Source organism: Myroides guanonis (assembly GCF_900114085.1).
GTDB classification, from domain to species: domain Bacteria; phylum Bacteroidota; class Bacteroidia; order Flavobacteriales; family Flavobacteriaceae; genus Flavobacterium; species Flavobacterium guanonis.
The window spans coordinates 102,825-128,040 of sequence record NZ_FORU01000002.1; the positions used below are offsets into that span (position 1 = coordinate 102,825).

Here is a 25,216-nt window from a genome sequence, read left to right on the forward strand (position 1 = left end):
ATTAAAGATACGCTTTCAATTATTATTATAAATCGAGTCTAAAAAAACCTAAATTGAATTAAGTAAATCCGCTCTTGTAATTACTTGATATTTCTTGTCACCGTCACAAAGCACCAACAAAGCACCCTCATTCTCTAACATGTCAGAAACTTCAACCAAACTAGCATCAGCATCAATTACCCTAAAAGGAATAGACATAATTTCTTTGATAGCAACATCTTCCATATTACTCGAAATTCTATAGCGCTCTAATAAATCATCCTGACTTACAGATCCAACTATTTCATTTGAATCCAAGACAGGAAGCTCTGTAAGCTGATTTTTTTTCATTCTATAAAGAGCATGAGAAACTAGCTCTTCCGTACGAACAAACACCAACGGCTTATCTATTTTATAACGAACCAAATCTAAAGCTGTTGCAAATTCCTCTTTTAAATAACCTTGTTCACGCATCCAATCATCGTTAAACATTTTTCCGACATAACGACTTCCACTGTCGTGAAATAACACAACAACAACATCTTCGGGTTTAAAATGTTTTTTCAACTGCAATAAACCTTTGATTGCAGAACCTGCTGAATTACCAACAAAGATTCCTTCCTCTAAAGCAATCTTACGCGTATAAATTGCAGCATCTTTATCTGTAACCTTCGTAAATCCATCAATTAAAGAAAAATCAACATTCTTTGGCAATATATCTTCACCAATTCCTTCAGTTACATATGAATAAATCTCATTATCATCAAAAACACCCGTTTCGTGATACTTTTTAAATACTGAACCATAGGTATCTATTCCCCATATTTTAATAGCTGGATTCTTTTCTTTTAAGAACTTTGCAACTCCAGATATAGTACCTCCAGTTCCAACACCAACCACAAAATGCGTTATTTTACCATCTGTCTGCTCCCAGATTTCAGGACCTGTCTGCTCATAATGAGACAAAGCATTTGAAGGATTATCATATTGATTCACATACCAAGAATTTGGAGTTTCAGAAGCCAAACGCTTAGACACAGAATAATAAGAACGAGGGTCTTCTGGCTCTACATCAGTTGGACAAACAACAACCTCTGCTCCGACAGCACGTAAAATATCCATCTTCTCCTTTGATTGCTTATCAGATATAACGCAGATCAACTTATATCCTTTCACTATAGCCGCCAAAGCTAATCCCATCCCAGTATTACCCGAAGTTCCTTCTATAATAGTTCCTCCTGGTTTTAAACGACCATCTGCCTCAGCATCTTCCACCATCTTAACTGCCATTCTATCCTTAACAGAATTTCCTGGATTAAAAGTCTCTACTTTAGCCAACACCAAAGCATCTACACCTTCAGTAACCTTATTTAATTTCACTAATGGTGTATTACCAATAGTTTCCAAAATGTTTTGTGCGTATTTCATTTAAAAAAATTTAAACCCCAATGGGGTATATATAAACAGATTTAATGATTCTAAGAATATTAAAATCACTAACTGAAAAAATTCCAAATCAACCCAAAACGGAAAGTAAAATCACGATATGGATAACTAGGAGCTGAATAAAAATTATAACCTGTCATACTTGAGTTAAAATGCTCCATCGTAATATAAATCTGAGCTGTTCTCACTTTCATATTAATAAAGAAATCAAACACTGGGTATCCACCAATTTTCATTTGATCCTGCACATAAAAATCCCCTATTAAAGGATTATAACCGTTAGCATAGTACTTTGAAAAATAACTAAAAGTCACCCCCGTTTGAAAATGCAATGCCTTATCAAAAAACGCATCCGTGTAATACAGCGTATTTCTAGTTAAGAACTGCGGAACGTTTAAGACATTTTCTGATTGCTCTGCGTTCTGATATAACACCGTATTATCTAAAGCAAACCTACCCACCTTAAATTCCTTTTGTAGCTGTAACGACAAATAGTTTATAGTTCCACTAAACTGTTTCGGTGTAGTCACTAACTGAATTGGCAATCCAAATTCATTCAGCAACTTTCTGTCATTCGAAAAATACAACTTATCATCTATAATGCTGTAATTACCACTAAGAGTCACCCATGGAGTTTCCATAGAAACATCAAAGGAATTGTATTTCTCGTTTTTAAAATCATTATACCAATTGTAATATACATAATCACTCTGGTATAACTGATAATTCAGGTCTGCCATTTTATTCAATTTCTGATAACCAAAGTTAACAGAGACCTCCTCATTCCAATCGTATCGCAACGACCCTTCTAAATTACTAGTTTGATCATCACCCAAAGAAGTAGACAATAAAAGATTAGCCCTCCACTTATCTTTTCTATACAAATACTTACCTCCTAGAAGCGCTATATCTTTAGTAATTTGATTGGGAATTATACTTTGTTCAGCACCATTTCCACCACTCGAAACAGTCAAGCTATTATAGCGATAATCATACTTTAGCAAATCGGTAAAAAACTCAAACCTACCCAACAAATCAGACTGGAAAGCTGCACCAAATTTGTTCGATAGCTGATAATACCTTGTCTTATTATCTATTTTATCCTGATAAGCACTTCCAAAACGGAGTATTGTATCATTCTGAACATTAATATTTAATTGCGAAAAATTAAAACGCTTATCCTCATACACAAATTCATGTGTCAATAACAAACCATTCTTAGTCGCTTTATTTAATTGATATTGATGATTCAAAAAGAATCGTTTACCCTTTAACAGCGTTTCAGCATCTTTAAAATACACATCCAATCGCTCTCTTTTATTATAAGGACTTACGCTACTCTCAAAAAGATCTAGATCGCGAATCCCACCATTCTCTTGATTTAAAATATCCTGAGCAGCAAAATGAGTTCGCATCAGATATCTCTTATTAGGAGAAGAATAACTAGCACCCATTCTAAAATTTCCAGAAGAAGACAATTGATTCATATATTTCCCCAACGACCTCAATCCCTTGTAACCAATAAAGAAATTCAACTCCTTACTTGTATTAAGAGTAACAAAAGCATCTAAGTTTTGCCCTTGTTTCATAACAGATCTATAGTAAAGTTCGGTATAGGGAGTAGGAGCAGAATAATAATCAACATCCTCCTTTTCTAAATAAGCCGTATGTTTAGCAGAGAAACCAAATTCAGGAAACACACTAGGTTTCTTAATATTATACTTAAGCACATTATAAGTCTGTCCCTCATTAGCAAAAGGCAACAAACCGAAATTATCTTTTCTCAGATAATTAAAACGATAATATTTCTTAATACTCAAAGCAGTATCTACTGCAATCGTATCGTTTAACAAAGTAATTATTTTATAATCCTTGATGGGAGCAATAGAATCTTTACCTGTAGATTTTGTACTTCGTTCTTGATCTCTATTTTGAGGATCAAATCCATTTTGGTCAAAACCGTTCTGATTTCCAATAGTACCTCTATTTCCAATAGTACCTGACATAGGCTGTAATTTCCCAACCTGCGCCTCCACAGAAAAGAACATACAAAGAAAAACAACCGCAAAAAACTTCTGCATAAAAATGGAATTTAAGCAAAGTTACTTTTATTTTTTAATTAAATAAAAAAAACCACCCGAAGGTGGTTTTCAATATTTAAAACTTCAAAACTAATACCCAGCATTTTGAGGAATTCTAGTTACATTAATTTCAGATTGAGGAATAGGGAAAGCTAACCTTGTATCACCATACAAAACATCCGCGTCAATCATTGGGCTTGCAGGAACATCCATTTTCAGACGCATTAAATCATCGAATCTAAATCCTTCAAACATTAATTCCTTTCTTCTCTCTAACAATATATCATCTAGAGTTACTGAGGTGTAAGGTTCTAGACCTCTATTCACAGCTAATCCATTTAAATAGCCTAATGCTGTTGCATCTAAAGCCCCGTCAATTCTAAATACAGCTTCGACATAATTCAATAAGATTTCTTCATATCTCATCATTTTTATATTATCATCCATTTTCCTGTATTTTCCAATATTTCTAAAATCTTCGTAATCATCGTACCCTATCATATTTTTACCACCTCTAATATCTAAACTATCATTATCTGTGTAAAGGTCAAGAATTCCCTCATTAGCTAATACATCTCCATATCCATCTCCGGAATAGATATAATATAAAGATTCCGTAGATTGATTTTGCGTACCATATTGAATAAGTTCAAAAATCGAATTAGGTTGTGGATCCAAAGATGAAAAAGACTGATAAAAATTAGCAATTGGCACAACATTACCATCCATTTCTAATGCTTCTTCAGCAGCGCTTCTTACAAGAGTAATATCTTGTGGAAACCATCCTGAAAAATACAAAGCCATTCTCGACTTCATTCCTAAAGCACTTTGCAAGTTGATTCTAGCTGAACTAAGTTCTCCCGTACCAGCTCTTAATAATTCAACTGCCTTATCAATATCTGCCATAATAGCATCATGATTTTCCTTTACTGTCTTACGCTGCGACTTTGCTATGTCTACTGTTGCAAATTCTGTCATATAAGGCACTCCCAATGCATCTACCCCTCCATTATTCACATAGTGCTGTCCATACAACTTCAATAAATCAAAATGACCAAGAGCTCGCAATGCGTATGCCTCTCCTAAATTCTGATTTATTTCGGCTTCATCTCCCTCAATATCCTTTGCGTTAATTGCCAAATTCACTGAGTTAATCAGTTTATAAATTTGTCGCCAAGTATTTGTTGGATAAACCTGAGTAGGTGTCAATACAAACTCCGTAACATTCAAGAAACGATTTGAATAACCAACGGAATAAGCATTATCAGATCTTACCTCATTGTAAATGATATACTCTTTACCATAGTAAGTATAGTATGCCATCGTATTATAAGCTCCGGTGGTAATCAATCTCAAATCAGACGCTGTCTTAATCGGATTTTTCTCATTATCCCTATCTACATCTAGAGTTGGATCTAAAGCATCTTTAGAACATGAGACAAATGAAGTGCTCAAAATCGCTAAAGACAAAACTGTATATATTATCTTTCTCATAACTCTTAAAACTTAATATTTAATGAAAACACTACTGACTTGATAGGAGGAGCTGTTAAACTCGTGAATCCTGTCGGATCAATTTCCGGATCATACTTCAATCTATCGTCTTTCACTTTAGTTAATAAATTAGTTCCAATTACGGATAAAGTTAAACCATCAAGACTTAAAGTTCTTAAAATTGCACCTCTAAAATTATATCCAAAACTAACGTCTCTTAATCTGATATAATCCCCATCGTATAAAAACCTCGTTGAAGGAGAAGTACTTTGACTACTATTTGCTGTATTACGATTAACCGTTTTTGGTACATCTGTAACATCACCTGGATTTTGCCATCTATCCATCAATTTCTCAACACCATTATAAGTTGCTGTTGTAGTAGCCCCAGAACCATTTGTTTGAGCAACCCAATCTTCGTAAACTTTATTACCTCCTGAAAAAGCAACTAATGAATTAATAAAGAACCCTTTATAATCCACATGTAGATTTACACCTCCTGAATAGGTTGGTAGAGCACTGGCTCCTTGAAATCTTTTTTCAGCTTGACCATATGCATTTGTAGTTCCTCCATCTTTTTTAAACCACAACGCTTCACCTGTCTGTACATCTACTCCAGCATAAGTTGGCATATACCATTCTCCAATGGCTTTTCCTTCTACATTAGCAGAATAAGAACCTAAAACCTCTAAAGGTTTTCCGTCTGGTCCTAACGGCATTTCTGTTATTTTATTTTTAACTGTTCCTATGTTTCCTCCTAATGATAAATTGAAGTCCTTAGAACGAACAATATCAAAATTTAAATCAACTTCAAAACCAGAATTCTCAAGAGCACCCAAATTAACGTACTGAGTTGCATATCCAGAAGTATAAGATAGCGGTTTAGCATAAATTAAATCATCTGTCATACTCTTATAATATGCAAAACTACCAGAAATTCTATTATCTAAGAAGCCGAACTCCAAACCAACATCCATTTTCTTTTGTTTTTCCCAACTAAGAGGCCCACCCAACTGAGAAGGAACTAATCCTCCCTCATGATCATAAATCTCAAACTTCAACAATTGCTGATACTGATTTGGTGAAATGGTAGAGTTACCATTCGTTCCATAAGAACCTCGTAAACGCAATAGACTTAAGGTCTCTTGATTACTCAAAAATTCCTCTTCACTAATATTCCAAGCAGCACCAACAGAAAAGAAATTTCCCCACTGAGAACCTTCGCTAAATCTAGAAGAACCTTCTCTTCTTCCAGTTAAATCAATTAAATATCTATTCTGATAGTTATAGCTTAACAACCCCACATAACCTTGTTGCATCCAATCAGTAAAATTCGCTGAAGCAAAATGATTATCAGCCGTTGTACCTAACGAAGTAAAACCAGAAGCAACTGCTTGTCCCTCTCCTTCTAACAAATGAGACTTATTTTTCTGAAACTCATAAACCAATTTCACATCAAAACGATGACCTTCACCAACGTAAAATCTATAATCTAACGAATTTTGAGCTACATAGTTAAAATTTCTATTTATAGAATTCACAACATAACCACCGATACCATCTCCATCTCCATGAACAGGATTCTTATAAGATTTATAAGCTGCCAATGCATAATCCAACGCAATACTAGATGTGAATTTTAAATTATCAGTAATTTTATAAGAAACCACATTGCTATTCAAAACTCTTGTCAAATCATTAGTAGTAATGTTATTTTCCGTTGTATACAATATGTTATGAAGCCCTGATCGAGGTAAATTATAAGTCCCATCTGCATTATAAGCAGGTATCCATGGACTCATAAACAATTTAGTTAAATTAGGATTTGAGAAATAGGCGGCTCCTTCTAACAATCCATTTTGTTTTACATTTGACACATTAATATTAGTGTTAAAATCAAACTTATCAGACAATTTTTTATTAAAACTAAACACTCCACTAATCCTTCTAAAATCAGACCCGATTACAGTCCCTTCCGTTTTATTATGCCCCAATGAAGCATAGAAGCTTGAAGACTCATCTCCACCAGAAGCAGAAAAGCTCACTGTCGAAACTGGTGCATCTTTTTTCTTTACTAGATCTCCCCAATTAGTCTCTACTTCTCCACCTTTTACCCAGTTAACTAATGATGTACCACCAGCTAGTCCAGAAGCATTAGCTTCTGTAAAAGCATAAGCTTCATCTCTACCAAATCCATTTGCTACTCCAAATGTATTATAAACTCCCTCTAAGTATAATTCTTTCTTTTGTGCACCTGTCAACATTCTCGGACCTTTAACCGCATAATTCTGAAAACCTAAAGTTGTTTTCAATTCAAATTTAGTAGCACCGGATTTACCTTTCTTGGTCGTAATCAAGATTACTCCATTTGTTCCTCTTGCTCCATAAACAGCAGTAGCTCCAGCATCTTTTAATACTGTCATCGACTCTATATCATTACTATCCAATGCAGCTAATGCTGAAAGAGACGATTCGTCTGTTGAACCTGCGAAATTACTGTTAATTACAGGAATACCATCAATTACAATCAACGGTTCATTAGTAGCTGTTAAGGAATTTCTTCCACGAATTCTAATATTCTGTACAGCCCCAGGAACTCCCGAAGAAGAAGACATCTGTAAACCAGAAACCCTACCTTGTAATGCTTGATCAATTGTTGGCAAAGGAGTATTAGCAATAACATCACTTTTAACCGTAACAACATTTCCTGTTACCTCATTCTTATTTTTAACCTGTCCATAGGCCAAAACTACAACCTCATCCAACATTTCTTCGTCTGCGCTCATGCTAGCATTATACGAATTTGGAACGCCTACTGTATAGGACAAATCAGTTAAACCTATAAAAGAAAAAACTAATACATCGCCTGGATTTACTTTTAGCGTATAACGACCATCCAAATCGGTTTGTGTACCATGTTGTGTTCCTTTAACAATCACAGTTGCGCCTGGAAGTGGAACTCCAGACTCTGTAACAACTCCCGAAAGAGTTTTTTCTTGTGCAAAAGATACTTGCACAATCAGCGCCATAAATAGCGCTAGCGTCCATTTAAACTTTGATCTCATATTAAAATTGAATTAGTTAGTTACTCAAATATACAAAATCATATTTGCAAAATTTTAACAAACTCAAATTTTAACATAAAAAACAAAATAAAAACCTCTTTGATAAAATTAAAAAAACAAACTAATAGGAAATAAATTAATTGATTACCACCAAAATAAATAATTAAAAAATAAAACAATAAAAACAAGGGCATATCTAGCTATTTTTATACAAATTCAACAATTATTACAATTAAGTTTAATTTGCAATAATCAACTTATATTTAGATCACTTTGCCACTAACTTCTATTCATCATTCCATACAAAATACGCAACTAAAGAATTGAAAAAGATTATTACATTTGTAAATAATAGAGTTCTTATTACAATATCCTTCTTCTCTACAGTAAGGCTCAAGTATAGATGAAGTACGGATGCTTCTACTCTTGAGCGTAGAACCACCGTACTCTGAGCGAGACACAAACGAGGTGAGTCCATATATCCGCCGAAATCACATCGTTCTTAGTCCCTTAAGAACAACCTCTTAAGGCTTATATTCACTAGGAAAAATCACTACTAGACTTAGAAAACAGATAAATTCTCCATGGACTCAACTAATAATATCGACGACCTCTAAAACTTATAAATACCTATTTTATAGCTATATCAGCAGAACATCTAACTCCTAACAAGACCATTCACTAAATAGTTTCTCAATAATTAATTTAAAAAACTCTCAAATCCCAAAACAAAAAAAACCACCCGAAGGTGGTTTTTAATAAATATAATTGATTGAAACTATAGAAACTTATCTAGTTCCTCCAGCCCACCAAACATCTTCTGTATAAACATAAGTTCCATCACCGAAAGCAGCCTTAATATGACTATTTGCAGCAACATCTGAAGCTCCATAAGTTAATCTCTTAGGGAATTTACCTGGATTATTTAATTTAATTAAATCTCCATCTCCCATAGCTTGCAACCTACGAATATCATTATAAGCCTCAATTCCTTCGTTCTCATAGAAAGAAATATGCTTTTCATTCATAATCTTCTTCAATAAATCACGACCTGCTAATCCATCAAAAGTAGCTGTATAAGTATTAGCCTCTTCTACCGTAAACTTAACATCCTGATTCTTTGTAAAAGCAGCCGTAACCGCATCTTTCAAAGTAACTAAAGCATCCGCATCTTGTCCTAATCTAGCTTGCGCTTCCGCTTTTAAGAATAACAGTTCATGATATCCCAACATATAGATAGGGTTTTTTTCGCTCATCATTCCTGATACTGAATACAAAGTAGTACTTTGTACCGGTTTACTTGCTTTTGAATCAAAAGCGACAACCACAGTATCCTTATTAACGGTAAAGAACTTTTGTGTTCTTACATCTGAATCTCCATTCGACAACATCAATTCATAGAACGTATCGATAGTTCCCAATCCTTTTCTGTCGTTATAAAAACGCGCAAATGGATTTGGTATACCTTCATTTCTTAAAACAAATTCCTCTCTAAATGGAAACTCAAGACTATTTTTAAATGAAGCATCCACGTAATCAATCACTTTCTGATAATCCGGCTTCCTTAAAGACAAACGCATCGTATAACGAGCTAATAATCCATTAGCCGCTTTCTCCCAATTATCCAAATTACCCTCAAAAATCACATCTTGCTTTGAAACAGGAGTATATTTTGATGTCTTATTCAAATTTTCAAGAGCACTATTTAAGTTTTCAAAAACAACACTATATATGTACTCTTGTGAGTCAATCTTAGGTTGAAAAATCACCCCTGGTTGCATTGCCTCCTTCAAAGGCACATCTCCAAACAAATCAGTTAATACCGCAAGATTATAAGCATATAAAACTTGTGCTATCCCCAAAGTCTCATAATTCCCTGCTTCCGATCCTCCTTCTGAACACTTTTCAATCACTTCTTGTAAAGGAGCTAATTGTCTATATAATGTATTCCAGCTATTATTGTAAGTAGTCGACAACTGCGGCTCTCCTTGGCGTGTTTGCGCACGAAACATCTGATTATCTACTCCTGCATGCAACTCTGCATAAATCCCTGTATAAAAAGATAAATCTGAACCTGTTACACTAAATGCTGTTGCATTCATTACATCAGTCAAGATAAATCTACTCTCAACATATTCTGGATCATTTTGATTGTTATTGATATCATCCATAGTATCCTCAGAACATGACTGCAACGCCAACATTCCCAAGAATCCTGCTACTATATATTTTATTTGTTTCATTTTTCTTTATTTTTTAAATTAAAAAACAACATTTAACGACATACCAATACTTTTCGTTTGTGGAATTGACCAATGCTCAAAACCTCCTGCCATATTGTTGTTTCCTTGAGAAGATTCTGGATCGATATTAGGAACCTTAGACCACAATAAGATATTTCTTGCAAAAGCAGAAACTCTTAAGTCTAATTTATTATTTACTAATTTCGGAAAAGTATACCCCAATGTAATTTCTCTCAGTTTTACAAAACTAGCATCATAGACACTGTTTTCTGTAATATCTACTAGAACTGACTCTAAATCTTCGCGATTAGCACCTTGACCATTTCCTATAACGATATCGTTTGGTGTACCATCTGCTTTCACTCCATTAAAAATCATATCCTGATCACGATTCGCTGTAGCTTCTGTCATACCATAGAAATTCAATGTTTTATTAGTTCCACTGTACAGTTTTCCTCCATTTTTCCATTCCATTGTAGCTCCTAAATTCCAGTTTTTATATCTGAAATCCATTCCTCCTCCTAGAATAAAATCAGGCATCACATCTCCCAAAACTTTTTGTCCACCAATCATTGGCAATCCATCTTCATCTACTAAGATTTGTCCATTTTCATGACGTGCAAAACTATTTCCGTAAATCACTGGAAAACGATCACCTTGGCTAATACGAATCTGTGGCTCTACAAACCCTCCTATCATAATATTCTCTAAACCATACTCCAAAGAGTTAACTTTAGTGTCTACTTTCGTGAAATTCACATTTACATTCCATTCAAAATCCTTAGTCTGAATAGGAGTTGCAAATACTACCAATTCATGTGAATTAGTCTGCATAGACCCACCATTAGTAACATAGATAGCTTTCCCAACTGAACCAGCCAATGGTAAATTGAAAATTTGGTCATCTGCTCTTTGTTCTGAATAAGTATAATCGAAACCTAAACGATTATTAAAGAAACGCACATCTGCACCAATTTCAAATGATTTTGTGTTTTGAGGTTTCAAATCTGGATCATATACTGTCAATGAAGGCATATAAGCTCCAACTCCTCCCATTGGGTAGCTAAATGGAGTTCCTGACCAAAATCCACCTCCATAAGATGGTGTAGAGTAATAAGGCTTCTTAAAACGTCCTGCTTGACCAACGTGCGCATAAGACCCACGAATTTTAGCAAACGAAACTATATCACTCTGATTCAATCCTTCAATACCTGTCAATACCAATCCTAAAGACACTGATGGATACACAAAAGAACGATTTCCTCTTGGCATCGTAGAAGTAATATCTTTACGGATAGAACCACTTAAGAAAATTACATCAGCATAAGACAATCCTGCATTACTGAAAAAACCAACCGTACGCTCTTGGTTACGCAACTCTACAGAAGATACATTTTGAGCATTTTTAATAGTAGCAAAACCTCCAAAGTTTAAATTGTTTCCAAAATCTTCGTAGCCTTTGTAATTTTCATGGTTCAACTCAGTACCCGCCATTACGTCGAAACGCAAGTCATCCGTAATATCCCAGTTGTAATTCATTGTAAACAAAGAATTCACTACATCTTTAGTAACTCCTGTTAAACTAACACTTCCTTTACTAGTATGAGCATGACCATATTCATATACATCGCGATAATTCGTTGTATATGAATCTAATCCTAATTGGTATTTGAATGTCAATGAATGAACTTCATCTACACTAATTTTTGGCGCATATTCCACAAAAGCATTTCCATAGAAACGATTTGTTTTTTCACTAAACTCATTGTGTTCCGCAGCCCAATAAGGGTTATTGAATGCCGATTTTCTAAAAAACACTTGTTTGTAAGGATCTAAAGGCTCTCCATATCCAATTCCTTTCAAATCATAACTAGAAGGCGCTCCATAAACCCCTGGCAAAGAAGAATCGTTTGCGGCAGTTGCTTTATCAATTTTTGTTTGAACGTAGTTTGCAGAGAAACCTGTATTCCATTCTTCATTTAATTTGGTATTCGCATTTAATTTCAAATTGTAACGCTCCATCCCAGTTCCTGGCATAAATCCATCCTGAGTTGAAGTACCAAATCCGAAAGAATAATTTGTTTTACCTGTTGACTGACTCACATTTAAATTATGAGAAATCGTATAACCTGTTTTGAAATAATCATCAACATTGTCATATGCCTGTGGAGTTACCCATGGATCTAATCCCATAGTTGCTCTTTGAGGAACATAGTATTTTCCTGGGTGTAAAACACCGTTATTAGTACTATTTGGTAAATTTCCTCCATAACCCGGAAGTTTCATTTTAGCATTATCTACATCGTTTACCAAATCCGAAATCTTTGGTCCCCAACTCGTAGAAGCGTAAGGATTAAATTTCCCCGCTGAACCTTGTGCATAAACATTTTGCAAGTCTGGTTTCTTAGAAATCGTTTCAAAACTTGAAGTCGTGTTATACGAAATAACTGGTTTTCCTGCTTCTAATCCTTTACCACTTTTTGTCGTAATTAAAATTACCCCGTTTGAAGCGCGTAATCCATACAAAGCAGAAGCCGCTTGTCCTTTCAACACTGAAATACTTTCAATATCACTTGGATCAATATCCACCGCACGGTTTGCAACGTCTGAACCCGAAACACTGTTTCCTGTAGAGAAATCTGAAGAAGAAGAAACTGGCATACCGTCAATTACATACAATGGCGTATTATCACCTGTAAATGAACGCGCTCCACGAATCATGATTTGAGAAGAAGCTCCTGGTGCTCCAGAAGAAGGAGTAATACTCACCCCTGCCAATTTCCCTTGTAAAGCTCCTGATAAACTAGTATTGGAAGTTTTGTTCAACTCATCGCTCTTCACTTCTTGTGTAGCATATCCCAATGATTTAGAACTTCTTTTAATACCGAATGCTGTTACAGTTACTTCTTCCAACATTTCATCACCTGCCTTCATAGCAACGTTGTAAGTGTTAGAAGCTCCAACTGTGTAAGCAACATCATCTAATCCGATAAAAGAAAAAATCACTACATCACCAGGATTCACCTTAATGCTGTAATGTCCATCCAAATCGGTTTGAGTACCATTTTGGGTACCTTTAATAATCACGGTAGCGCCAGGCAATGTCATCCCAGACTCCGTTACAACTCCCGAAAGAGTCTTCTCTTGTGCAAAAGAAAGCTGCACAACTAACGCCATAAAAAGCGCTATTGTCCATTTTAACTTTGATCTCATTATAAATTGAATTAGTTAGTCTCACAAATCTAAAAAATCACATATGCTTTTTCACAAGCTTTTAGACTTCTTAACAATATTTTACACTAACAATCCTAAAATAATGAGTTTAAAATTTCTTTTTTAAGATTTTTTAATAAAAACAACATCTTTAAACACCAATACTGACCGAATACGGACTACATACAAACCTTCAGACAACTCATTAACGTCTAAAATTATATTATCATTTTGAAAATAACTGTTAATTGACTTTACACGTTTTCCTAAAACAGTTAACACTTCTAACTCAAAGGGCGTATTCACATCAATTCCACTTAAAACCAAAAAATCCTGCGTCGGATTAGGCCATACCGTTATACCTTCTTTTTTTATCGTATTCTCATCATCTATAACCTCCTCAAAATCATCAATTCCTGACACTAATAAACTATACGACTGAACCCCTCTATATATCTTTGACTTATAGCTAACTTCTAAAACAAGTTCATTTAAATCTATAGCATTCACAACCGTTATCTGCTCTAGATTATCAACAGTATTATCTCCCTGAACCGCAATTATTCGCCCGTCTTGTCTTTTCAACATCCAAGGGTAATAGATATTCCCTTTAACATCAATTAACCTCAAATCCAAATCATTTACCAAATCAGGAGTTACATCATCCAAAGAACCAAACTTAACCTTACCTTCAGGATCCGTCCAACTCAAAGTCACCTTTACTTCAAAAGAATCTCCAGAAGCCTTTAATTTATATTTGTGTTTTTCTCCTTGCTTTATATCTGTCTCAATCAATCGCACTCCATCCTCATCAACACTGCTTCTTAATATCTCTAATCCCTCCTTATTATTAATCAACCCCCAACCTGTTTTATAATCTGGTTCATTAACCTGATTAATCGATAACGCAGAATGAACCATAAGGGCGCGCATAGATGAAGACCATAAAGGTTTACCCGAAAACGCTATAGCTGCCTCCTGCCATATAGTTATTACCGAAGACACCACAGGTGCGGCCATAGAAGTCCCACTTAAAAAACCGTAATCTGTAGTATTTTCATCAAGCGTAGAAAACACCCGAACTCCCCTTGTAGCGATGTCTGGCTTAATTCTTAAATCATCCGTAGGTCCCCAATTGCTAAAACTAGACATTTTCAGATTATCAATATCATCCCCTTCAACAGCCGCAACGACGATAGCATTTTTAGCTGTAGTCATTCCCAACAACAAATCCATTCCTTCTTTTGTAGGATTATATTTCCCAAACTGCTCCCTATCATTGCCAGCCGCAACAACAGGTTGGTAAAATAAAAACCTAGAAGCAATAGCATCTAAGCGCTGACTGCTTGACAAATATGCTCCAAAATACGTTACAGGTATGTTTTTAGGATCAACTCCATAAGAATGATTCGAAACCAAAATCCCTTTAGACGCCAGATCAACCATTTCTTCAAAATCATTCGTCCAATCATTGGCCCATATTGTAGATTGATAGACCAATCCTCTCCCCTTTGGATTAACACCCCCTCTTGAAACAATAGTACCTGCAACATGCGTAGCATGATTACTATAACTCAACCAATCTGAATCGTCAGTAACACGTATAGAACCCTTTAAATCTAAATGGTCTAGTCTAGGTAATTTAGAATCCCACAAACCAACTATCATTCCCTTTCCAGAAAATCCCATAACATTATTTCCACTTTCATCAATCACATTGGAAACTCTAGCAGAAACTTGATTATAACTCTTATAATACAAAGCCACCCCCAAAGAATCGACCTCCATCAAATCAACTGAATCATGAGGTAATTTACTCTTGAACCTAAAATCTTTATTTGATTTATATTTGATTTTCAAATCTGCTACATCTTTCAGCTCATAACTTGATTGTATTCTATTGCGTACATCTAAATTCTGTGCAACTCCATTTAGAGAATACACTAAAAAGAACACAGCTAAAACCGATTTAAAAATCTTTCTTTTTTCCATTTTTTATTTTCATTAACAATTCTACTTTTACAAATCTAATTTAATTACGCATTCTTTTTCGTTGAAATTCAATACAAATATTTATAATCGGTCTCTATTTTTTTTAAACTCTTTCACATTCTTTTATAAACTCACAACAAAAAAATATTTTGTTGCGATAGTAAAACAATGTCACTATAATCTCGAAAAAATTTCTTTCTACCTAACAAACTTACTAGAAATACGCTAAGCCTTCCTAATAAAACATACCCAATTAGCTAAAAAGAAAATGGATTATTTGAGTAACTTGCGCCTTAATAAAAGTCGTTTATCTATTTCTGGAATATACTATGCTAAAAAAGAATTATTCTACTTACCTACTTGAAGCAGGAACTGATGAAGCAGGAAGGGGCTGTATAGCAGGTCCTGTTACAGCAGCAGCCGTCATTCTTCCTCCTGATTTCGAAAACCTTATACTTAATGATTCGAAAAAGCTATCTGAAAAAACTCGTTTTCAACTAAGAGAAATTATATATAAAGAAGCAATCTCGTACAAAATCATCCACTTAGATCATCTTGTTGTAGACGAAATAAACATCTTAAATGCTTCTATAAAAGCAATGCAAAATGCATTATTGCTTTTACAACCACAACCGGAGTTTATTATCGTTGATGGCAATCGATTTCATGCAATTCCAAACATCCCTCACCAATGTATCGTAAAAGGTGATATGAAATTTCTAAGTATTGCAGCAGCATCTGTCTTGGCAAAAACTGCTAGAGATGATTATATGAATGAAATACACGAAGAATTTCCAATGTATAATTGGAAAAAAAATAAAGGTTACCCTACTAAAGAACACAGAATGGCAATTGAAAAATATGGTCCTAGTAAATACCATAGAATGACATTCAAGCTGCTTCCTGACCAAATAAAAATTGATTTCTAAAATAAAAAGCCCCATCTAATAAAAATATCAAATGGGGCTCTAGAATATTTAAAAAAAGTATTTAACTATGAAAACACTTTATTTACAGCATTTATGGTGTAATCTAAATCTTCATAAGTAAGCGCATCTGTTATAAACCATGTTTCATAAGATGATGGAGCAATATAAACGCCCTCTGCTAATAACCCATGGAAAAATTTCTTAAATGTATCATTATTACCATAACCCGCAGTCTCAAAATCTAAAACCTCACGCTCATCGAAGAAAACTGAAATCATTGATCCAACTCTATTTATAGTATGCTCGATGTTTCTATCCATTAATACTTTTCTAATTCCTCTTTCTAAATAGGCAGTTTTTTCTTCTAATCTTCTGAACAACTCTAAATCAGACTCAATAGACTTCAACATAGTCAATCCCGCAGCCATAGCCAAAGGATTTCCAGACAGAGTTCCCGCTTGATAAACAGGGCCTACTGGTGCTAAATAATCCATAATTTCATGCCTTCCAGCAAATGCACCTACAGGCAAGCCACCTCCTATAACTTTTCCAAAAGTTATCAAATCAGCTTTAACTCCAAAAAGCTCTTGCGCACCACCTCTTGCTAGCCTAAACCCAGTCATTACCTCATCAAATATGAGTAAAGTACCGTGAGCGTCACACAATGCTCTTAACCCTTCTAAAAAGCCTTTAATCGGAGGTACACAGCCCATATTACCAGCCACAGGCTCTATTATAATTGCTGCTACTTCACCCCTATTATTTTCTAATATTTCTTGAACATGTCCTAAATCATTATAATTCGCCAACAAAGTATCTTTAGCCGTCCCCATAGTTACACCAGGACTATTAGGCGCCCCGAAAGTAACAGCTCCACTACCAGCTTGAATTAAAAAAGAATCTGAATGTCCGTGATAACAACCTTTAAATTTTATTATTTTTTCTCTTGATGTAAACCCTCTAGCTAACCGAACCGCACTCATACAAGCTTCTGTTCCTGAATTTACAAAACGAATTTTATCAATATTTGGAACCATTGATATTGCTAATGAAGCAATTTCCGTCTCTATTTCCGTAGGCATACCAAAAGATGTTCCTTTCTTCGCTTTTTCAATTACAGCCTGAACCACAGGTTCATAAGCATGGCCTAAAATCATAGGTCCCCAAGAATTGATGTAATCTATCAGCCGATTACCGTCTTCATCGTACAAATAAGCTCCTTTCGCCTCTTTAACGAATATAGGTGTACCACCAACTGATTTAAATGCGCGTACTGGAGAATTCACTCCTCCTGGTATAACTTTTTCAGCCTCAGCAAATAGCTGACTACTTCTCTGATATAACATATTTAATTTATTTTTAGCAACTGCCCTGTTGATATAGAATTATCGGATAAATTATTAAGATTTTGCAATTCCGAAACAGTAATATTATAACGCTTCGATATAGAATATAAAGTATCTCCTGCCACCACTTTGTGATAACTTGAAGTCACTACTGCATCCCCACTTATCGCTTTATCAATTGCCGAAGTGTTATACTTATTTCCTAAAACTTCTGAATCGAAATTATACAACTCATAGCGCTCAATTAAACTGATTAATTTATCTGGATACTTTGGATCTGTTGCATATCCAGCCTTACGAAGTCCTTTTGCCCATCCTTTATAATCTGATTTATCTAATTTAAATAAATCACTATATCTACCTCTACTTGTTAAAAATATAGAATGGTCTTTATACGACTCCTCTGGATCTGAATATTTCCTAAAACACTCATCAGGAGCATCGTCTGTATGACGAACTGAATCTCCTGTCCAGTCATGACACTTAATCCCAAAATGATTATTAGCGTTCCTACTTAGCGTACCTTGCCCCGAACCTGATTCCAAAACACCTTGCGCTAAAGTAATACTCGCCGGAATCCCATGTTTTCTCATATTCGTTTTCGCTACATCTTTATATCTCATAATATAAGCGCGAATAACATCCGAAGTTACACTCAATTTTGAAGTAGCTTCCAAGGTCTCTGTGTTCTTATATAATTTCTTTCCAGACTTAGCTGCTTCCTTATTCAGGTTTGCTCTATAAGTTGCCTTATCAATCAGCTCCTGATTCCTAATTTTCTTACCTGTTAAACTCTTTTTACTTGAACCACATCCAACAAAAAGAAACACCGTTAATACGATAACTATTAACCTCATAGTCTTACCCTTTTAATTTGATAGAATCATTCCAGCCTTGCAATCCACCCGTGTGAATAGCTAAAATCTTTGACCCCTTTTTAAATTTTCTTTTCTCTATTAAATCCATTATTCCAAACATCATTTTACAAGTATATATTGGATCTAACAAAATACCTGTATCCTTCTTAAATTTCCCTATAAACAACATCAGTTCATTAGTCATTTTCCCATAGCCTCCGAAATGATATTCCAAATTCAATTCCCAATTGCTTTTCTCACCAACAAACTTACGAATATCTTCACTTAAAAAATCACCTTTCAATGCTGGAAACCCCAATATTTTCTGATTACTATTAGATGTTTTTATCAAACCCGACAAGGTTCCTCCAGTACCAACAGCACAACATATCACATCAAAAGAATTATCTTTAGTTTTTAAAATCTCCTCACATCCCAATACAGCAACTTCATTCGTTCCTCCTTCAGGAATTATATAACTATCAGGATATGTTTTTTTTAGCATCTCTAAAAAACCGATATCATTTCTCTTCCTATACTCCGTTCTACTAATAAATTCAAACCTCATTCCATCATCATGAGCTTTTTTTAAGGTTGGGTTATTCATAAAGTTAGATACTAACTCATCTCCTCTGATAATTCCTATTGTTTGCATTCCATATATACGTCCTGCTGCTGCAGTCGCTGCTATATGATTCGAATAAGCTCCTCCAAAAGTTACTATTTTAGAAAACCCTAATCCTTTTGCTTCTTTAAAATTGTATTTAAGCTTTCTAAATTTATTACCCGAAATCTCTTTATGTAGTAAATCTTCTCTCTTGATATATAATTCAATTCCATCAGGAAAATCAAACTCTATTTTTTCATTTGACACCAATTCTTCTTCAAACACTCTATAAATATTTTATAAATGAAAACAGTTTTCTTCTAGTTAAATAATCTAAATCCATCTCATTTTGATACGCTTCTTTTTCAAAAGAAATTTCACGATAAGCTCTGTATCTTGAACCACATTGAATCCAACGAACTACAAACTCAAGGAGATACCAAACATAAAAAATCAGTAATAGCATTTCTAATTGTTGCTTCAAATGAATTTTCTCATGATTCATAAAAACCTTAGAATCAAGCAACTTCTTATCTTTAACAAATAAGAATGGAAAAAAACTAAGCCCGTCAAATCCTTTCGGAATTAAACCGCCTACCACTAATACCCTATACATCTATATGATTTAAAATTACCCCTTTTAAACATCTAATTAAATCTGTAACTTAGACTCCAAATTTACATCTGTTTTAAACACAACAAAATTACACAATATAAGCTGTTATCAGATTCAATATCACACAAATAATTACAACTGAAATACTAAAAATGAACTTTCAAGATTTAATTAAACAGGGTATTCCTACAGAATTACCGCAAAAAAAAGAATACGATTTAACTATCAACCATGCTCCTAAAAGAAAAGAAATCTTATCTGATGACGAGAAGAAATTAGCTCTTAGAAATGCGTTGCGTTATTTTGATGCTAAACACCACCCTATTTTACTAGAAGAATTCAAAGAGGAATTAGAAAAATACGGCCGAATTTATATGTATCGCTTTCGTCCGGAATACAAAATGTATGCCCGCCCGATTGAAGAATACCCTGGGAATTCAACACAAGCAAAGTCAATCATGCTGATGATTCAAAACAATTTGGATTATGCAGTTGCACAACACCCACACGAACTAATCACGTATGGTGGCAATGGTGCTGTTTTTCAAAACTGGGCACAATACTTACTTACAATGCAATACTTATCTGAAATGACAGATGAGCAAACCCTTGTCATGTATTCTGGACATCCTATGGGACTTTTCCCTTCAAACATAAATGCTCCAAGAGTAGTTGTGACAAACGGCATGATGATACCGAATTACTCAAAACCAGATGACTGGGAAAAATTCAACGCGTTAGGTGTATCTCAATACGGACAAATGACAGCTGGAAGCTACATGTACATCGGTCCTCAAGGAATAGTACACGGAACAACTATTACCGTTCTAAATGGAGGTAGAAAAATAGCGAAGAATGGTGAAGACTTAGCAGGTAAACTATTTGTAACCTCAGGCTTGGGAGGTATGAGTGGAGCACAACCAAAAGCAGGTAATATTGCAGGCTGCATAACCGTTTGTGCTGAAGTAAACGAAAAAGCTGTTCATACAAGACACAGTCAAGGATGGGTCGACGAAGTAATTAGCGATTTAGATGAATTAGTGAACAGAGTCAAAAAAGCAAAGGAGAACAAAGAAATAGTCTCTATTGCATTCCTAGGAAACATAGTTTCTATATGGGAAAAATTTGATAAAGAGAATGTTTACGTTGATTTAGGTTCAGACCAAACCTCTCTCCACAATCCTTGGGCAGGAGGTTATTATCCAGTTTCGATTTCTTTTGAAGAAGCAAACGAAATGATGGCTAAAAATCCTGACAAATTTAAAGAACTAGTTCAGGAATCTTTGCGCAGACAAGCAACTGCAATAAACAATCACACTGCAAAAGGAACTTATTTCTTTGATTATGGTAACGCATTCTTACTGGAAGCTTCAAGAGCAGGTGCAGATGTTATGGCAGACAACAATATAGATTTCAAATACCCAAGTTATGTACAAGACATTATGGGCCCGATGTGTTTTGATTATGGTTTTGGTCCTTTTCGATGGGTTTGTGCATCAGGAAAACCTGAAGATTTAGCTAAAACAGATGAAATTGCTTGTGCCGTTTTAGAAGAAATCAAAAAACACTCACCAATAGAAATTCAACAACAACTAGCAGACAACATTCGTTGGATTAAAGGTGCACAAGAAAACAGACTAGTAGTAGGTTCACAAGCCAGAATATTATATGCAGATGCAGAAGGAAGAATCAAAATTGCAGAAGCCTTTAATCAAGCTATAGAAAAAGGAATCATTGGACCAGTAGTTCTTGGAAGAGATCACCACGATGTATCTGGAACAGACTCACCCTACAGAGAAACCTCAAACATCTATGATGGATCTCGATTTACAGCGGACATGGCTATTCACAATGTAATTGGAGATAGTTTCAGAGGAGCTACATGGGTATCAATCCACAATGGTGGAGGTGTAGGATGGGGTGAAGTAATAAATGGTGGCTTTGGCATGTTTCTTGATGGTTCAAAAGAAGCTTCAAAGCGCTTAAAATCAATGCTATTTTGGGATGTAAACAACGGAATCGCTAGAAGAAGTTGGGCTAGAAATGAAGAAGCAGTTTTCGCTATCAAAAGAGCGATGGAAGTAGAACCTTTATTAAAAGTAACTCTTCCAAATCTAGTTGATGATAGTTTATTATAAGATTACTAACTAAAACCTAAAATTATGAAAGCTTTAAAAATCTTATCAGTCATAGCCTTTATGGCTTTAGCTTCTTCATGCAGCAGTGTACGAGTACATTCAGATTATGATGACAAAACAGATTTCAATCAAATTAAATCTTACGCCTTTTTTAAAGACGGTATAGATAAAGCAGAGATCTCCGATTTAGATAAAAAAAGAATTCTCAACGCAATTGATGCAGAACTTTCATCTAGAGGTTTAGTAAAAGGAGATCGTCCAGATGTCTTAATCAACATCTTTACTAAAGCTCAACAAAGAGTAGATGTATATAACAATAACTACTATAGCCCTTGGGGCTATTATGGATATGGATGGGGACCTTATTGGGGCTCGTCTTACAACTCAGTATCTACTTCGACAGAAGGTCGTTTATTTATAGACATATTAGACGCTAACAAAAAAGAGTTGATTTGGCAAGGAACCGGAACTGGCTACTTAACAAATACTAGAGCCAAAAAAGAGCAACGTATTCAAGAATTTGTTAAAGAGATTTTAAAAGATTTTCCTCCTAAGAAGTAATTAATATTAGAATAATCCTAAAATAAAGATACAGGATTTTAGATAAATAAAATTATTATCTTAAACAGTAGTAGGCAAGTTCTTACTACTGTTTTTTGTTTTATAAGTTTCCATTTTTAATTTTCTCTGTTGATGCATCTTAACAGGTATTAACATACTGTTTGATAGATGTGATCTTATAGTATTATATATTTTAATGGCCTCGCTCACTATTTCCTACATAACAGAAAGGTCCAAATATATAATATGAATCTTGCTTTAAAACACCATCTATTCTTTCTGTCACTGCATTTTCGTAGGGATTAGAGTTTTGTGTCATACTGTAACCCATTTTATAGTTTTCCAGCATACTTTGATATTCATCACAACAGTATTGAACTCCTCTATCAGAGCGGTGAATAATCTTTTGGCTATATTTCCGTTCTTAATGAGCCATTACAACTTTGGCTATTTAAGCTATTTGATACATCATAACCTATATTTTTTTTAGAATAAGCATCGCTTATCAACCTTAGGTAATAAGGCTTTTTATCTTTCTCCAAGGTAAGTTATGTCTGCAACCCACCAGTTCAGACCTAGTGACTGACAAACCTAAAAGTATGTTGGTATACTTACGAAACCTATGATGTGACCAAGTTGTAATATGATAACTTTTCTTTGGATGTATCAATAAATGATTCGTTTTAAAATCGAAAAGAACCTGTCTCTGCCAACTTTTAGTTCTTTAAGCTCTCGATAAAGCATATGGTAAAGTTTTCTTGTGCCAACACGTGGTAGAAGCATGCGCTTGTCACTGACCATTTCTACTACTTGTTTAGCAATAGACTTTTTCCTTTTTACTCTTGCTAAGGAACGATAATAAACCTATCTGTTGGACCCGAACAAACCACAAGTAAAACTTATAGTTTCTTGCCTTTCTTTGCAGAAAGATTGGATTGCTCATGTGCAGAGTTTTTACTGATATTGATTTTATACTCTTTTTCAGCTAAGTCAATCATCATATCAAAAACACAGCTTAGAACCAACAATATAAGTTTGTCTCTCTAGATGTGCCTTTTGCTTTTCTAAAAGCTAACCTTAGCCTCTAGCACCATAATTCGTTGTTCTGCTGTCTTTGGCATATTTAAGGGAGTTTGGTTTTCCCAATCAAAGTTACCATATTTTCGCAACCAATTTACAGCGGTAGATCTGCCTTGAATTCCATATTTTTGTTAAGTAAAAGAAATGCTACACTCTCCTAATTCAACCTCCTTAACAACTTGGAGTTTAAAACTTAGCGTATAGTCTTTTTGTGAACGCTTTAAATAGTTTGTGGTATTATCCATATCGATGATTTTTATGTATCGATATTCAGGACGTGACATTAATTTATATCCTTAAAACCCAATCTTAAATTCTAATCCTAATAATTATCTTATACTACCTTACTCATAGGTTTTAGTATTAAAAAAAGGGTATTCAACTCGATTGAATACCCTTTTTTCTAATAACATCTATTTACATAACAGAGATCATTAGAATCTCGCTTGTAGATTACTCTTAGTTACAGCTTTAGAAACTCCAAAAGCTGATTTTGATTGCAATGGATCTCCATTAGCATCAACAGGTAAAACTCCAATACCTTCATATGCACCGTTGTGTTTTATTGATCCTTCCGCATTTGATGCAGCAAGCTCAACAACTCCATTTGCACCAGGCGTTGTAAATGTAAAGTTTTTAATATCATCAAATGCAAATTGTACTGTAGTTGTAAAATCAGTTGCCATTCCTCCTACAAATTGGAAAGCCCCTTGACCAGGTAGTAAAATTCCAGGCTTAGCAGGGTCTTGAAATACCACCACTGTAACAAGTGATCTAGCCACATATTCTGTACCCGCTGCATTTATTTTAGCTAAATCCATAGCAAAAACACTATACTTCTCACCATCTTCATTAGTATAAACATAAACAGTCCAACCTCCTTTACCATCTGATGCAGCATTTGCTGACAATCTTGCACTTGCAACATCATAGTACTCGCCTCCAATTTCAATAAAAGATCCTTCTGGCTCAACACCACCTTCTACAACAGTGAAAGTTTTCTCAGCACTATCAATAGCACCAGCTTTCTTAGCAATTACCTTATAAGTTCCAACTGCAGTTGCAGTGTAAGAAGTTCCAGTAATTTTTTGATTATTAACAAAAATTTCAGCAGAAGTACTCACGTCAGCAGAACCTTCCTTAACAACAAAAGTTACAGCGCTTCCTAAAGTAACTTCAGAAGGCAATACTGTCAACATTAATGTTTGTTCTCCTGGAACAACAACATCCTTAACTGTCACTGTAATTGCAGGACTATCTGTAAATCCTTGTTTTTTAGCAACAATTTTGTATTCTCCTTTTGCTGTAAAAGTATGAGGGTTTTTTAATTCTGTACTTCCATCATAGAATTTAACACCATCAACAGCTTTCCCATCAGAAGTAGCAGAGAATGTAACTGCTTTATTAACTTCAACCGTTGAAGGAGATGCTTTCGCCAATAATTGTGACGTTTTTGGTGGAGTTCCTCCTCCGTCATCACTACTACATGATGCTCCGAATGTCGCAAGTCCCGCTACCGCAAGGAACATAAATAATTTTTTCATAAATGTTTTATTTTAAATAGTTAAT

Annotated in this window: 16 protein-coding genes; 3 read left to right on the forward strand and 13 right to left on the reverse strand. The window is 34.8% G+C overall.

Annotated features, from left to right (window positions below):
* Positions 1–48: 48 nt before the first annotated feature.
* The 7 genes from BM024_RS02540 to BM024_RS02570 all read right to left on the reverse strand — a co-directional run bounded on the left by BM024_RS02540 (position 49) and on the right by BM024_RS02570 (position 15,513).
* Entirely contained in the window at positions 49–1,407 is a 1,359-nt protein-coding gene (locus tag BM024_RS02540) for a pyridoxal-phosphate dependent enzyme (protein ID WP_090677891.1), read from the reverse strand.
* 68 nt (positions 1,408–1,475) lie between these two features.
* Positions 1,476–3,431 (reverse strand): putative porin, encoded by a 1,956-nt coding sequence (locus BM024_RS02545; protein WP_394333266.1) that lies wholly within the window; start codon positions 3,429–3,431, stop codon positions 1,476–1,478.
* Between the two features lie 165 nt (positions 3,432–3,596).
* Positions 3,597–5,000, reverse strand: a complete 1,404-nt coding sequence (locus tag BM024_RS02550) for a RagB/SusD family nutrient uptake outer membrane protein (protein WP_090677892.1) — start codon at positions 4,998–5,000, stop codon at positions 3,597–3,599.
* 5 nt (positions 5,001–5,005) lie between these two features.
* Positions 5,006–8,065, reverse strand: coding sequence for a SusC/RagA family TonB-linked outer membrane protein (locus BM024_RS02555; protein WP_090677893.1), 3,060 nt, complete (start codon positions 8,063–8,065; stop codon positions 5,006–5,008).
* A gap of 788 nt (positions 8,066–8,853) precedes the next feature.
* Positions 8,854–10,308 carry a SusD/RagB family nutrient-binding outer membrane lipoprotein gene (locus BM024_RS02560; RefSeq protein ID WP_090677894.1) on the reverse strand — a complete coding sequence of 485 codons (1,455 nt, stop codon included), beginning with the start codon at positions 10,306–10,308 and terminating at the stop codon, positions 8,854–8,856.
* Between the two features lie 18 nt (positions 10,309–10,326).
* Complete coding sequence (locus BM024_RS02565) at positions 10,327–13,521, reverse strand: SusC/RagA family TonB-linked outer membrane protein (RefSeq protein ID WP_090677895.1); 3,195 nt, start codon at positions 13,519–13,521, stop codon at positions 10,327–10,329.
* A gap of 123 nt (positions 13,522–13,644) precedes the next feature.
* Complete coding sequence (locus BM024_RS02570) at positions 13,645–15,513, reverse strand: S8 family serine peptidase (protein ID WP_090677896.1); 1,869 nt, start codon at positions 15,511–15,513, stop codon at positions 13,645–13,647.
* A 329-nt stretch (positions 15,514–15,842) separates the two neighbouring features.
* On the opposite strand from BM024_RS02570, the gene BM024_RS02575 reads away from it, so the two are divergent.
* Positions 15,843–16,442: a ribonuclease HII gene (locus BM024_RS02575; RefSeq protein ID WP_090677897.1), complete on the forward strand. Its 600-nt coding sequence runs from the start codon at positions 15,843–15,845 to the stop codon at positions 16,440–16,442.
* A 65-nt stretch (positions 16,443–16,507) separates the two neighbouring features.
* On the opposite strand, the gene hemL is transcribed toward BM024_RS02575, so the two are convergent.
* Genes hemL through BM024_RS02595 form a run of 4 tightly spaced genes read right to left on the reverse strand, consistent with a single transcriptional unit; the run spans position 16,508 to position 19,868 of the window.
* Positions 16,508–17,788, reverse strand: a complete 1,281-nt coding sequence (gene hemL / locus BM024_RS02580; RefSeq protein ID WP_090677898.1) for a glutamate-1-semialdehyde 2,1-aminomutase — start codon at positions 17,786–17,788, stop codon at positions 16,508–16,510.
* A gap of 2 nt (positions 17,789–17,790) precedes the next feature.
* A complete protein-coding gene (locus tag BM024_RS02585; RefSeq protein WP_090677899.1) occupies positions 17,791–18,645 on the reverse strand; it encodes a glucosaminidase domain-containing protein in 855 nt (284 codons plus the stop codon).
* Between the two features lie 4 nt (positions 18,646–18,649).
* Positions 18,650–19,537 (reverse strand): 1-aminocyclopropane-1-carboxylate deaminase/D-cysteine desulfhydrase, encoded by an 888-nt coding sequence (locus BM024_RS02590; protein WP_177190149.1) that lies wholly within the window; start codon positions 19,535–19,537, stop codon positions 18,650–18,652.
* A 1-nt stretch (position 19,538) separates the two neighbouring features.
* The gene (locus BM024_RS02595; protein ID WP_090677901.1) at positions 19,539–19,868 is read right to left on the reverse strand and encodes a hypothetical protein; all 330 of its coding nucleotides are present in this window, start codon (positions 19,866–19,868) and stop codon (positions 19,539–19,541) included.
* A gap of 152 nt (positions 19,869–20,020) precedes the next feature.
* Between BM024_RS02595 and BM024_RS02600 the strand changes: the two genes are divergently transcribed.
* Positions 20,021–22,006 carry a urocanate hydratase gene (locus BM024_RS02600; protein WP_090677902.1) on the forward strand — a complete coding sequence of 662 codons (1,986 nt, stop codon included), beginning with the start codon at positions 20,021–20,023 and terminating at the stop codon, positions 22,004–22,006.
* 24 nt (positions 22,007–22,030) lie between these two features.
* Complete coding sequence (locus BM024_RS02605) at positions 22,031–22,567, forward strand: DUF4136 domain-containing protein (protein WP_090677903.1); 537 nt, start codon at positions 22,031–22,033, stop codon at positions 22,565–22,567.
* Positions 22,568–22,760: 193 nt separating this feature from the next.
* On the opposite strand, the gene BM024_RS13840 is transcribed toward BM024_RS02605, so the two are convergent.
* Positions 22,761–22,886 carry a hypothetical protein gene (locus BM024_RS13840; protein ID WP_262493008.1) on the reverse strand — a complete coding sequence of 42 codons (126 nt, stop codon included), beginning with the start codon at positions 22,884–22,886 and terminating at the stop codon, positions 22,761–22,763.
* Positions 22,887–24,081: 1,195 nt separating this feature from the next.
* On the reverse strand, positions 24,082–25,191 hold the full coding sequence (locus tag BM024_RS02615; protein ID WP_090677904.1) for a hypothetical protein: 1,110 nt from the start codon (positions 25,189–25,191) through the stop codon (positions 24,082–24,084).
* Between the last annotated feature and the right edge of the window lie 25 nt (positions 25,192–25,216).